Source organism: Desulfovibrio sp. TomC (assembly GCF_000801335.2).
Lineage (GTDB): Bacteria > Desulfobacterota > Desulfovibrionia > Desulfovibrionales > Desulfovibrionaceae > Solidesulfovibrio.
In genome coordinates, this window is sequence record NZ_JSEH01000008.1 from 91861 (window position 1) to 105255 (window position 13395).

Below are 13395 nucleotides of genomic sequence, written 5' to 3' on the forward strand. Positions count from 1 at the left end.
CCCCTCAACGGGAGACGGCCTTTTCGTTTGCCGGGAAAGGCCCCTTTTGGCATTCTGGGTTCAAAGGAGCCTGACTTTGAACGCCAACACCCACCTCCGCATCAATCCCGACCTGTGCGGCCGCCCCATATCCCTGGCCCCGGGGCAGGCCGTGGCGCGGCTGACCGCCACGACGGCCATGGCCGCCGACGACCGGGGCCTGGTCCACGGCGGCTTTGTCTTCGGCCTGGCCGACTATGCCGCCATGCTGGCGGTCAATGATCCCCTCGTGGTGCTCGGCGCGGCCGACATCCGGTTCACCGCCCCGGCGATTGTCGGCGATGAGCTTGAGGCCGAGGCCACGGTGCGGGAGACCGCCGGCAAAAAGCGTCTGGTGGATGTCGTGGTGCGCCGGGAAGCCGAAACCGTGCTGACCGGCAGTTTCACCTGTTTTGTCCCGGCTGCCCACGTCCTTAGCCGCTGAGAACCCTCCAAGGAGCCCGCATGAGCTTTACCGTTCACACCCCTTCCCCCGCGACCGAAGAGCCGCAGTTCGACTGCATGTTCTGCGACAAGCCGGCCCTTGTCTCCTCCGAGGCGGCCCGGACCGAAACCAGCCGGACGGTGGAGGTCTTTTGCCGTCACTGCGGCGCCAGAAAGACCGTGGCCACGCAAAAAAACAGCGACAACACCCAATGGGAACTGGCGGACTGATCCCGGCTCCCGCCCAAGGCGACCGGCCCCGGCCCAACACCCGGCAGCTGAGGGCATACCTCCCGGACGGTTCCCGGTCTGGAAAGAAGGGGGCAAAAAAAAGCGGGGCGTCGCCCCGTCCTTGCGGCCCCGGACCCTGCGGGAATCCTGGCAGGGAGACGCGCCCGGCGTTCCAGGCCAAGGCCCCCTGTGCCGCCGCCTTCCATTCCCACGGACTGCAGGGACCGGTCTCCCAAAGGCCCGCCTCCAGCCCTCAATAACGAAGTCCGGATGCCCCGCCCGCACTCGGCGCATCCGGACCCGTGTGGGATTGGGGACGCTGTTACTGGCCGTCCAACAGCAGGGCAGGGCCGGCGATCGACGAGGCCATGGCCGGCAACGTCATGTTCACGTTGCCGAGAACGCCGCCCCCGGACGTGGCAATGCCGACAGCCTGGGCACAGGTCGACACCCCGGTCGTACCGTTCCAATACTGGTCCAGAAACCGCTGGCTGGTGGCGGCAGCCTTCGTGCCGACATAGACGCTGCCGGCCGGCAGTCCATACATCGAATAGGTGCCGTCATACAGGGACAAGCCTGTGGCGAGGTATGCACCGTCTGCGCAGGCGCTTGCAGCCTTGGCCCAAACAGAAATACAACCCAGCCCGACGTTGCCGGTCTTGGTGAGCCTGCCGCGAATGATCTCGCCATGGGGCATCGTCAGGTTGACGCCGCTGGCGGGCGTTGCGGCCGCTACGGGCACGGCCTGGGCAGCGGAGCAGGAGCCGGAGCCTGTTCCCCCGTTATACCAGGTTATGGCCTGGTCGCTGCGACGTAGAGCCGGACTCGTTGTCACGTAGGCCGTGCCGACCGGCACGCCGCGCAGGGTGTACGTTCCATCCAGATAGCTGATGGCGGATGCGCCAAACGAAAGAGCCGTTGTGGGACAGGCCTGATCGGTTGCCGTGACAATGACGCCGTACAGAGGCTTGTTGTCGGAACCAAGCACGGTGCCGGCAATGGTTCCGCCCACGGGCAACGGCACATCAATCCCGGAAACCGTCTGCCCGGCAACAACAGGGATGACCAGGGAGTCCTGGCTCGTGGCCGCCGCCCCGGTCGCGCTCTTCCACATGGGGACATAGGTCCCGCCGCTCCCGTACACATGGGCCTTGCCCGTCGGTATCCCGACAAGGGTGTAGACGCCGTTTGCGTCGGTGGTGGCTGTCGCGGCCTGGGCCATGGAGCAATCCGTTTCCACTGCGGCCATGACCCCCATCCCAGACAGGCCGTTCAGGTTGCTGTCTGTGATCTTCCCGGTAATGGTCCCGCCCTGGGCCAGCTGCATATTGATGCCCGAAACAGTGGTCGACGGCGAGACCGTCAGGGGCCGGGCATTGGCCGGGCCGAACACGCCACCTGAACCATTCCACCAGGCAGGCACCGCATTGATGCCGGACGAGGCGCTGTTGGCTTCGATAAACACCTGCCCGGGGACACCAGAGAGGGTATAGACGCCACTGGGATTGGTGGTCGTTGAGGTGAAGCTGCTAATGGAATTCACGGGGGCCTCGGCATAGGCCCGGATGCTCATACCAGACAAGGGTGAGCCGTTGTGGTCGACTATGGCGCCGGTCACGGTGCCGCCAGCTTCAAGGACAAAGTCCACGCCGCCAACCGGAGTCGCCGTGGTCACGGAAACGCCTGTGGCCCGGTAGCGGTTCAGGTCGCCCACGCCGCCATCCCACCATTTGCGCACGAAGTTCTGGGAATTGGCCGTGCCGTTGGCATAGAGCAGGGCATAGCCCAAGGGCACGCCGCTGATCGTATAGGTGCCATTGGAGGCTGTAGTGGCCTGATTGATATAGTAGCCCTGAGCGTCGTAGGCCTGGACGGCAATACCACTCAAGGGGTTGGCAGAAACACCATTGACAGTACCGGAAATAGATCCGCCGAGCTGCATGGAGAAATTTGTTCCAGACACTGTTGAGCCGGAACTTACAGCCACAGGCACGGCACTGGAGCAATTAAAATTCCCGGTTGCATCATCTCCCCACAGGGGGATGTATATCCGAGTATTGTAATAATATGCTCTAATAAAATAGCTTTCATTCCCTGGAACAACCAACGAATACTCACCAGATTGATTCGTGTATGCGCTAGCGACGTTATTTGTCTGACCACACGGCGATCCAGTGAATGCATAAACGCTCATATTTGCCAAAGCACTGCCATTAGGCGCCTTGACCGTCCCGGTAATTTTACCGCCAAGGCTAAGCGAGAACTCAATGCTGGACGTCTGGTTGACAGACACTCCAATACCAAGAGCGCCACTACAGTTCGTAGTGCCACTTCCCGCGTTCCACCAGGGCAGGATATAGGACAAGCTGGAATCGTTCGTCCACGGTTTGGCATACACGGTCCCCGGAGGCACGCCATACGCCGTCAGCTCGTTGCTGCCTTGCGTGGCCGGATAACTCGGCAGATTCTGGGTATTGCAGGCAGCTCCGGGATAGAGCAGCAGTCCCAAATTATTAACTGCTGCTCCGGCTGTGTCCTTGAACGTAGCCTTGACTGTCCCGCCGGCCAACAGTTGCATATTGATGTTTGTGGCCGGAGTGCTGCTGACCACTGTCACGGCGACGGAGTCATTGTAGTTGGTGCTTCCGGATACACCGTCCCAATACATCCACTGATAGTTCTTCTCGGCAGTGGCCCCGGACGACTGAATGTAGACAGTTCCTTCCGGAACGCCCGTCATCGTAAAGCTGCCATCCGAGTTTGTCAGCACTGAAGCGATGGGATTACCCCCACCCATTTGTTTCGATGCGTAGGCAGTGACAGAATAACCCGCGATTGGGTTATTTCCAACGTCCATCAAGTGACCTGAAATAGTCCCTGTCCCTGCCATGGCCAGGGTGAAACATAAAAATACCATAACAAAAAACAAGAGAAATGTTCTCAGATACTGCATTAGTTTCCCTCTCTTCAAGTAAATGGCCGCGACTTTGATGTGCGCATCAAAAAAAACATCACTAGTTTGATGAGACAATAAACAGACAAACTTCACAACAAAGTGAACTATTTGCCGCAGACAACGGTCGACGTCAACCAGGAAGAACCGTCTGACAATGTCGCCATCCTCAGACAAGGATTCACCAAAAGGGTACGGCAAAATAGAATTGGCAGCATTACGCCGATCATCAAACCGCTTTCTGCTATAGCACAATACAAATTGGAATACAGACCGCAAATCGAATGCTCCACTGTCTACCAGCATGGAATATTGACCCCCTTGAGGGCGAAATCAGCGTCGAAAATTGACCCCCTTGGCAGCCCCCTTAGATGTCTCGGATCACCAGAGATACAAGGGGTACCGCGAGGAGATGCTGATAGTGGAGACGATCAAAAAGGTCCGGCTGGCGGCGCGACGCGATGGAAAATCCATTAAGCAGATTGCACGAGAACTGAGGTTATCCAAGGATACCGTTCGGAAGATCCTCCGAGAGGATGTCCTTAAGCTACACTACGAACGCCGTATCCAGCCAAGGCCCATGCTTGGCGCGTTTATTCCGTCCTTGGAGAAACGGCTTGTTGAGGATAAGGTCTTCCACAAAGACAGCAGCATTCTGCAAAACGACTTTACGAGGAGATCAAGCAAGAAGGCTACGCTGGTTCCTATGACAATGTGCAACGCTACGTCAGGGCATGGCGACGTGAACAGCAACTTTTGACGAACCAAGCTTTCGTTCCCTTGGTTTTCTCGCCTGGAGAAGCGTTTCAATTCGATTGGAGCCATGAGGACATCCTGCTCGGCGGATTGCCGGCGCGGGTGAAGGTGGCGCATGTCCGGCTCTGCTACAGCCGGCTGTGTTTTGTCGTCGCCTACCCTCGAGAAACCCAGGAGATGGTTTTCGACGCCCACATGCGGGCTTTCGAGTTCTTCGGCGGCGTCACGCGGCGCGGCATCTACGACAACATGAAGACTGCCGTGAAGAAGATCCTCATCGGCAAGGATCGGGACTTCAACGAGCGCTTTGAACAGTTCTGTTCCCACTACCTGTTCGAGCCGGTGGCCTGCACGCCAGCCGCCGGCAGGGAGAAAGGCCAGGTGGAACGGCAGGTCGGCCTGGTCCGGGAACAGTTCTTCACGCCCCGACTGGCCGCAAAGGATTTTGTGGAACTCAATGAAATCCTGCGCGGAAAGTGTCTCGAACAGGCCCGAACCCGTCGCCATTCGACCCAGCAGGACAAGCTGATCATGGAGGCGTTTGCCGAGGAACGACGGCATCTCCTGGCGGTCCCCCGTCCCTTCGACGGGTATGCCGCTGATGAAGCTCGCGTTTCACGCACCTCCCTGGTGCGCTACGACCGCAACCACTACAGCGTCCCTGTCAGCGAGGTCGGTCGGACCGTCACGGTTCGCGCTTATGCAGACAAGATAAAAATCATCAGCCAGGGAAAGGTGATAGCTTTCTATGACCGTCAGCAAGGACGTGGGCATAAGCCTGCTTTCCCAGGAAGGAAAACGTCCGGAGGAGGCAGTGGTCGTCCTGCCGCAAAAACTGATGCTCAACCAGGAGCCGGTGGCCGATTGCGCCCGCTACGACAAACTGCTGCAGGAGGCTCGCCATGTCGCGTAGCGCCATCCTGGAGCATCTGCGGGAACTCAATCTGGCTGGCATGCTCGCTGGATACAAGGAGCTGCTCGATCGGCCGGGGCCGGTCACCGTGGAACAGGCGTTGCTGGAACTCCTGGAAGCTGAAACCGCGCAACGACGGTTACGGGCTATCCGCTACCAACTCGGCCAAGCCCGGTTTCCTGTCTGCAAGGACCTTGATTCCTTTGCCTTTGCCGCGTCACCCGTCGATGAACTCCACATCCGCTCCCTATATGAAGGAAGCTTCCTGGAAGCCCGCAAGAACATCGTTTTCGTCGGCGGTACGGGCACCGGCAAGACGCACTTGGCCATAGCCATCGCCGGCCAAGCGGTCCGGAATGGCGCGCGCGCCAGGTTCTTCAACCTCGTGGAGACCTCGCCAACCTTCTGGAACAGGAGAAGCTTGCCGGCAAGGGCGGACGCCTAGCCAACCAGCTGTGCCGAACGGATATCGTCGCGCTCGACGAGCTCGGCTATCTGCCGTTTTCCCGCGTGAGCGCCCAACTGCTGTTTCACCTGCTCTCAAAGCTCTACGAACGGACTTCGGTCCTGGTGACGACCAACCTGACCTTTGGCGAGTGGGGCCAAGTCTTTGGCGACGCCAAGATGACTACGGCACTCTTGGACCGGGTGACGCATCACTGCGAGATCATCGAGACCGGCAACGACAGTTGGAGGCTCAAACACAGAAGCCAATAGGCTCCCCCTCCCCCCCCCCCCCCCCCCCGACCACGAGGAGAAGTCATGACGCTCAATTCGAGGGGGTCAAAATTGGACGCTGATTGGGGGTCATGTTTCGGTGCTGTTTGACATTTTTGGGCACAGCGGGCAATGCCGACATTACCACCGAACTGCTGACGTGAGGACAGTTCGGGCCTTGTCCATCTCGTCCGCTTTGGGTCAAAATTCTGGTCGCATTCCAGAACGGTCTCTCCCTTCACAAGCCAGGAGCGCAGAATGTTAGCGAGGATACTGATTGCTACAGCGTTGACCGCGATGGTTTTGACTCCTGCCTCGGGCATACAGGCCAAAACCAGATCGGGCTTGACTCCAGCGCCCCCAGCACACCCTGCAGCCCGCCCTACGGAGGAAGGATACGCGGGTTCGCAAAGCTGCAGGCCGTGCCACGAGAAGTTCTATGAACTCTGGTCCACGTCTATGCATGGACTGGCAATGCAGCCATACACCACCGCATTTGCTGGTGCGAAAATTACTCCACAAAAGGATCCTATTTCTATTAATGAAATACAATACCAAGTGGATCTATCGGAAGGTGTCGTCGTCGAAACTATCCCCGAAGGCCAAACGAAATACCCAATAAAACACGTCATCGGCGGGAAAAATGTGTTTTACTTCCTCACACCTCTTGAGAAAGGGAGACTCCAGACCCTTCCCGTGGCCTACGATGTCAACAAGAAGGAGTGGTTCGATACGGCTTCCAGCGGCATGCGGCATTTTCCAGGAGGAGAGCGGGCCCAGGTCGTCAATTGGAAGGAATCCCCCTACACCTTCAATACCGCCTGCTACAGCTGCCACGTGAGCCAACTCTCGACCAACTACGATTTTACAACCGACACCTACCATACGACGTGGGCCGAACCAGGTATCAACTGTGAAACCTGCCACGGCCCCTCGGCAGAGCACAACAAGATAGCCAAGGCTACACCGAAAGGGCAGCCCTTGACGGATTTGCGGCTCATCAGCACCAAGACCATGACCACACAGCAGCGCAACGACCTGTGTCTTAGCTGTCACGCGAAGGCAAGGCCGCTGACCATCGAGTATCAACCCAAAGAGCTGTTCCTTGACCATTTTGATGTGGTCACTTTGGAAGACCCGGATTACTATCCAGACGGACGGGACCTTGGAGAAAACTACACCTACACGTCATGGAGCATGAGCCCCTGTGTCAAGTCCGGCAAGCTCGACTGCCTCCACTGCCATACGTCCAGCGGGCGCTATCGATTCAAGAGGGAAAAGTTCAATGACGCCTGCCTGCCCTGCCACACAGATAAAGTAAACAGCCCGGTCGAGCATACCCACCACCCTGCGGAGAGCGACGGCAACAAGTGTATCAGCTGTCATATGCCGATGACATCCTTCGCGCGCATGGGACGAAGCGACCATTCGATGCTTCCGCCGACCCCGGCGCTGACAATGGCCTATGCGTCTCCGAATGCCTGTAACAACTGTCACCAGGACAAGGACGCGCCATGGGCCGACAAGTATGTGCGTATGTGGCGAACGAGGGACTACCAGGCTCCGCTCCTGCAACGCGCGGCGCTTATCGATGCGGCCAGGAAGCGGGACTGGTCGAAGTTGCCGGAGATGGTCGCCTACATTCAGTCTCATGACCGGGATGAAGTGTTTGCCACCTCCCTTATCAGGCTCATGGCCGCGTCCAATGAAGACCGAATGATCACTCCTGTCCTGCTGGACGCCGTCAAAGACCCTTCCCCCCTGGTTCGATCCGCTGCTATTGAGGCGATTGCCCTCAGACCTTCCCCCGAGGGCGTGCAGGCCCTGCTTGACGCCACAGGCGACGCATCCAGGCTGGTAAGAATCCGAGCCGGTGCCGGGCTGGCATTATTTCCCACAGACCGGCTCGAGGGTGAGACGAAGGCCCGTGTCGAAAAGGCGAACCAGGAATACCTCGCCTTCCTCATGGCTCGGCCGGATCAATGGACATCCCACTACAATATGGGGAACTACCATTTAAATCATGGCGAACTTAAGGATGCCCTCGCCTCATACCAAGCAGCGCTGGAACGAGAGCCCCAGGCAGTCATGGCCATGGTGAACGCATCCATCGCATATGGCCGGTTGCGAGAAAACGGCAAGGCAGAGGAATTGCTGCAGTCCGCCCTGAAACTGGCTCCTGATAACGCGGCGGCCAACTTCAATATGGGTCTCGTAAAGGCCGAAAGTGGTGAACTTCAGTTGGCCGAGAAATATCTTAGGAACACCCTGAAGGCCGATCCCCAGATGGCCCAGGCGGCCTATAACCTCTGTATCCTCCTGTCTAAGGACCGGCTCGACGAGGCCGTGACATGGTGCCGGCAGGCCGCCGAACTCAGACCTCAAGAGCCAAATTATGCGTATACGTATGCCTTCTTCCTCAACCAGAAAGGGGACAGAGAGGGGGCGCTCAGGACGTTAAAGGCCGTCGTGGAAAAATTCCCACGGCACAAAGATTCGGCAATGCTTCTGGAGAAAATATCGTCGGGCGGAAAGGGGCAGTAGTTCTCGGCGTGCAACTTTGTAATGAAAGGGGGAAAGCATGAAATCGAAGCTGCTCGTTGTTTTGGCCTTAGCCCTAGTCGCCCTGGCGGTCATCGCCGGTCCGACTGAGGCGGCTGAAAAGAAGCCGAACATCCTTATCATCTGGGGCGATGATATCGGCCAGTTCAACATTAGCGCCTACAATAACGGCATGATGGGCTACAAGACGCCGAACATCGACAGCATTGGAAAAGAAGGGGCGATGTTCACGGATTGGTATGGCCAGCAGAGTTGCACCGCCGGCCGGGCGGCCTTCATTACCGGGCAGTCCCCCATTCGCACCGGTCTCACCAAGGTGGGACTTCCGGGCGCGCCCGAAGGCTTACAGAAGGAAGACCCGACCCTTGCCGAGTTACTCAAGCCGCTTGGGTATATGACCGGACAATTCGGCAAAAACCATCTCGGTGACCACGACGAAATGCTGCCCACGAATCACGGGTTCGACGAATTTTTCGGCAACTTCTACCATCTCAACGCTGAGGAAGAACCCGAGAACCCTGATTATCCGAAGGATCCGGACTTCAAGAAAAAATTTGGACCCCGTGGTGTTATCCAGTCCAGTGCTGATGGTACGATCGTGGATACGGGGCCGCTGACAAAAAAACGCATGGAAACCATCGATGAGGAAGTCACCGCCAAGACGCTCGACTTCATGGAGCGCGCCAAGAAGGCGGATAAGCCATTTTTTATCTGGTACAATACCTCGCGAATGCATGTTTTCACGCATCTGAAGAAGGAATCGCAGGGGAAGACCGGACTTGGCGTCTATGCCGATGGCATGGTCGAGCACGACGCGATGGTTGGCCAGTTGCTTAATAAGCTCAAGGAACTTGGCCTCGAAGAGAACACCATCGTGATGTATTCCACAGACAATGGATCGGAGTCCTTCTCCTGGCCCGACGGCGGCACGACGATGTTTCGCGGCGAGAAAGCCACGCAATGGGAAGGCGGCTTCCGAGTGCCCACCCTTATCCGCTGGCCTGGAGTGTTGAAGCCCGGCACCATCCTCAACGACATCGGCGCGCACGAAGACATGATTCCGACCCTGCTCGCCGCAGTTGGCGACACTACGGTCAAGGACGATTTACTGAAGGGCAAAAAGATTGGGAATATGACCTATAAGGTTCACCTCGATGGCTACAACCTCCTGCCTGCGTTCAAGGGTGAAGGGGAATGGCCCCGGAAGGAATTCATCTATTGGACCGATGACGGTAGTGTCGCCGCCCTGCGCTACGGGAATTGGAAGGCCACGTTCCTGCGCCAGGACGCCCACGGCATGCACGTCTGGCAGGAGCCGTTCACGAAACTCCGCGCACCGATGCTGACGAATCTGCGTATGGATCCCTTTGAAATCGCTCAAGACATCGGCATGGACTATGATCGCTGGTATGTGGAGCACATGTTCATTTTCGGTCCCGCAGCGAGTTTTGTCGGCCAATGGATACAGAGCTTCCGCGAGTTTCCGCCACGTATGAAGCCAGGCAGCTTCAACCTCGACAACGTCATGGAGGCGATAACAAAGGGGGCGGGCGATAAGTGACGCCGTGCGGAGTGAAATGCTGAAGTGATTTACCGGGCCGCACTCATGAAGATTGAGTGCGGCCCTTTTCGATCTGTCATGCTCATTTTTGAGCGAGTCCTAGAATAATATTCCAGGTCGGGAGATCAGCAAAATTCATTTGGCGCTTGCCCTCACTGGCAACCCTTCCCGAATCTTCTCTGAAAAATCGGGGACATCCCCAATCGCGCGGACTTTGGGGTTCACGTAGCTCCTGGCTTTGAGTTCCTCGAAGGCTAATGAGTCGTCGAGGGAGCCCATCTCGTAAGCATATTCAGGAGCATACCCTGAAAGCAGTATCTTCCAGTTATAGCGCACATTGCCGCCGAAAGCCCGGAAGTTGCGCACCACATCAGTGGTGCAGTTGGTGGTTATCGTGTTGTAGAATTCTGGCTTAACGCGCAGGCCGTTCATCTGCTTCACATATTCCAGAAAGAGTTTGCGCACGTTTTCGGCCGGGACCCGGGTTCGGTAGATGTAAACGTCTTCGGCTGGACGGCGAAAATCAGTGCGCAGGCGGATCACATCCCGTTCATCTGCCGCTACGTATATCAGTTCGTACTGCTTGAAGAAGCCCTTGAGCGAGGAATACTCCTGGCCCACCTCTTTTCTGGTCTCGATGGAGAAGCACAGGTAGTCCTTGCCCGCGAAGCTGAAGCTCATCATCACATGGGCGATGGCGTCGCCCATCCAGTACACAGCGATCAAGTCCACGGAATCGAGCTGTTTCAGGTTAAAGGTCTTGTCGTAGTAGCGAGGCGTGTAGTCGGTCTCGGTCCGGTAGGCGAAGTTGCGTATGTTTCGCACCGTGACTGTGTCCTCATCCACTTCCGCGTATGGGAGCACGGCCACGTCTGGCTGCCAGTTCTTGCCGTTGGAGGGCTCGATTGCGCACCACCAGAACGTGAACAGGACAAAGGCGGCCAGATAGACGAGAAACGCCGCGCTCTTATGGCGGATGAGAACGAAGTTGAGGATTGTAGCCAGCACGATGCTAAAGGCCAGAAACGCACGGGCCGTCGAATTGGGGATGTCCGACCAATAGGCGGCCAGAGCAGCCCAGGTGGTCATGAGCGCGATGGCCAAAGCCACGAGCACCTTCACGAACACAGAGACGAAGCGCGTCAACGGACCTTCTCCCCTTCTATCTTCGCGTGCTCAAGCATAATGCGCCTCACTTCCCGGATAGCCAGAGGATTGTCGTGCGCCCCGTGGCCGGACTTTACGATCAACTCCGACTGCGCCCCGTCCAGATGGGAGCTCCAGTAGGGAACGATCCCGTCCGATCCTCCCGCGACTCCTTCTTTGGCCTCGTTTCCGATGATAGAGTGGAAGGGGACGGCTACTGGTATTGAGGCCGATTCCTTGAGCACAGGGTTCCTCGGGTTGAGTCCGTCGATTCCTGTGGGCAGACCGGATTCAGCCGCTGCGATACCCCAATGACGCAAGGAACTGTTAAAAGCAACGCTGGCTTTGGCTAGGGTGAGCGGCAGGGTGACCAGGGCCTTGCCGATTTGGCCGATGGTGCCCAGAGCCATTTCCGCCCCCCGGTGTGGTGTGGAAATGAACACGACCTCGCTCACGAAGGGCAAGGGCTTGAAAAAAAAGATCCTCTCGACAAGATCACGAACATCCGAGGAAAGCGACAGCTCCGAGGGTGGAATTTTGGAAACTGCGTTCCATAACCTGTCCTGGCTGTCCTGAACCATGGTCTTGGTGAGCAGCCCCCCCATGCTGTGTCCCACGATGATCATGTTGTTGAAGGCGGGATTCGTGCCGTCCGGGTCGAATGCCTCCCGGGCGCTCTCCAGGGATTGGCGCAGCCGCGTGGCTGAATAGAACACCGGGTTGCCGGTGGGATAGGAGAAGTACCAGAACTGGTAGCGTTTGCGCAGTTCGGGATCGCCCATGAGTGCGTTCACCATGGGGAGCCACGTCATGGGGGAACTGATGAGCCCGTGCACGAACACCACGGGGATTTTGTCCTTCTGGTAGGGCTGAAGCATATACAGGCCCTGAACGGCGCTGAGGGCTTGCGGATCCATGAGCCCTTTGATCCCCTGGGGTGGCGGGACGTTGGCGGCCATCCAGGCCAGTGGCGTGGTCGTGTCTGTTTCCAGGGGCACCGTCCTGGAGTTCACCTGAACGGTATTTTCCCGCATGGGGTCGTACAACTCCACGCGACTCCCGTAGACGTGCCCGCCTCCGGCTTCCACTGCGGGTTCTGTTTCGATGCGCAGGAAAAGCGTTGCGGCCAGGACTTGGCGGAAACGAGAGAGGAAACGATCCTCCGGGCGATTGTCCCCCTCCTTGGCTTCACGCACCAGGATGAGCGGAACGCCAATCCCGGGAACGGCGTAGGTGATGTCCAAGCCGGAGACGGCGTATTCATAGGCCAGGTGGCTGCTGGAGAACTCCCCGGGCTCGAAGGGCAGGCCGGATTGCCTCTCTTTCAGCACCACTGTCCCCACCACCATGGGCAGACGCGTTCCCGGGTAGAAGTGGATTCCGGCTGAGTGAACGTAGAGTAGGTACCGGGAGAGAGAACGGTTGTAAAACTCCGAGGCCAGGTGCGCGTTGGGGCGCAGGTAGTCCTGAGCCGGAGCCACGTTTTGGTCGAACAGGAACAGATATGAATAGACGGCGCAGGAGAGGTTGTACGGGGCGGCCTTGTTCGGCTCCGCCGCGTAATGCTGGGCCTGGAGGTGCGTTAGCTCAATGAGGGCGAACAACGTGCCCAGACCCGGATCTCCTTGGTACTTGGCGTCCAGGTGGGCGATGAGCCCGTCCGGATCGCTTTTCCACTGTCCATTCAGGTCGCGCTGCTTGAGGAAGGCCAGGGTGCGTTCGCTAGGCTGCGAGGAGTTGATGGCGGAGCGGTCCAGGGTGTCGTAGCGCTGGGAGACCGGCACGGCCTTGATCGCCACCCTGGCGCAACTGGAAAGCAAGCTTCCCAGGACGATCATGACCACAAGAGCCGGCAGAAAATTGCTGCGGATTTTAGTGGGACGATTTTTTGGACAGCGGAATGCAGAGATGAATTGAATTCCCAACAGTTGGGTGGCGCCACTCATGCGGCTGTCTTTTCCATGACCTTCATGCGAGCGCGCCATATCCCCTCTGGATTTGTATTGGTGGCGTTGGGTCGTGACTTGGCAGCATTACGACGCTGCCCTCCATCTGAATTGGATTACTATTTCAAAACCGAACTCTCCTTGATCG

General features: G+C 57.9%; 8 protein-coding genes and 2 pseudogenes. 7 read left to right on the forward strand and 3 right to left on the reverse strand.

Translation table 11 applies throughout. The features are described 5' to 3' along the window. Positions 1-76: 76 nt before the first annotated feature. Together NY78_RS09440 and NY78_RS09445 are read left to right on the forward strand one after the other, a co-directional pair. On the forward strand, positions 77-463 hold the full coding sequence (locus tag NY78_RS09440) for a PaaI family thioesterase (RefSeq protein ID WP_043634831.1): 387 nt from the start codon (positions 77-79) through the stop codon (positions 461-463). 20 nt (positions 464-483) lie between these two features. Beyond that, positions 484-693: a hypothetical protein gene (locus tag NY78_RS09445; protein WP_043634834.1), complete on the forward strand. Its 210-nt coding sequence runs from the start codon at positions 484-486 to the stop codon at positions 691-693. 322 nt (positions 694-1015) lie between these two features. Here the strand turns inward: NY78_RS09445 and NY78_RS23670 are convergent, their stop codons facing one another. Then, on the reverse strand, positions 1016-3952 hold the full coding sequence (locus NY78_RS23670; RefSeq protein WP_082139949.1) for a carboxypeptidase-like regulatory domain-containing protein: 2937 nt from the start codon (positions 3950-3952) through the stop codon (positions 1016-1018). A 372-nt stretch (positions 3953-4324) separates the two neighbouring features. Between NY78_RS23670 and istA the strand changes: the two are divergent. The 5 genes and pseudogenes from istA to NY78_RS09470 all read left to right on the forward strand — a co-directional run. Next, positions 4325-5116, forward strand: a pseudogene (gene istA, locus NY78_RS25870) (IS21 family transposase); the annotation flags it as partial. A gap of 34 nt (positions 5117-5150) precedes the next feature. Then, entirely contained in the window at positions 5151-5315 is a 165-nt protein-coding gene (locus NY78_RS24655; RefSeq protein ID WP_156180910.1) for a hypothetical protein, read from the forward strand. After that, positions 5305-6032, forward strand: a pseudogene (istB, locus tag NY78_RS09460) (IS21-like element helper ATPase IstB). The gene NY78_RS24655 and the pseudogene istB overlap by 11 nt, the downstream one beginning before the upstream one ends. A gap of 474 nt (positions 6033-6506) precedes the next feature. Then, a complete protein-coding gene (locus tag NY78_RS09465; protein ID WP_197084225.1) occupies positions 6507-8576 on the forward strand; it encodes a tetratricopeptide repeat protein in 2070 nt (689 codons plus the stop codon). 37 nt (positions 8577-8613) lie between these two features. Beyond that, the gene (locus tag NY78_RS09470) at positions 8614-10155 is read left to right on the forward strand and encodes an arylsulfatase (RefSeq protein WP_043634846.1); all 1542 of its coding nucleotides are present in this window, start codon (positions 8614-8616) and stop codon (positions 10153-10155) included. 135 nt (positions 10156-10290) lie between these two features. Here NY78_RS09470 and NY78_RS09475 read toward each other — a convergent pair whose 3' ends face one another. Next, complete coding sequence (locus NY78_RS09475; protein WP_043634849.1) at positions 10291-11301, reverse strand: Lnb N-terminal periplasmic domain-containing protein; 1011 nt, start codon at positions 11299-11301, stop codon at positions 10291-10293. Further along, positions 11298-13286 (reverse strand): esterase/lipase family protein, encoded by a 1989-nt coding sequence (locus tag NY78_RS09480; RefSeq protein WP_231583891.1) that lies wholly within the window; start codon positions 13284-13286, stop codon positions 11298-11300. The genes NY78_RS09475 and NY78_RS09480 overlap by 4 nt, the downstream gene beginning before the upstream one ends. Between the last annotated feature and the right edge of the window lie 109 nt (positions 13287-13395).

Excerpts from the sequence above, each read along its gene's own strand:
- NY78_RS09445 (WP_043634834.1), top strand. The coding sequence starts at position 484 with ATGAGCTTTACCGTTCACACCCCTTCCCCCGCGACCGAAGAGCCGCAG.
- NY78_RS23670 (WP_082139949.1), bottom strand. The coding sequence starts at position 3,952 with ATGCTGGTAGACAGTGGAGCATTCGATTTGCGGTCTGTATTCCAATTT.
- NY78_RS24655 (WP_156180910.1), top strand. The coding sequence starts at position 5,151 with ATGACCGTCAGCAAGGACGTGGGCATAAGCCTGCTTTCCCAGGAAGGA.
- NY78_RS09465 (WP_197084225.1), top strand. The coding sequence starts at position 6,507 with ATGCAGCCATACACCACCGCATTTGCTGGTGCGAAAATTACTCCACAA.
- NY78_RS09470 (WP_043634846.1), top strand. The coding sequence starts at position 8,614 with ATGAAATCGAAGCTGCTCGTTGTTTTGGCCTTAGCCCTAGTCGCCCTG.
- NY78_RS09480 (WP_231583891.1), bottom strand. The coding sequence starts at position 13,286 with ATGGCGCGCTCGCATGAAGGTCATGGAAAAGACAGCCGCATGAGTGGC.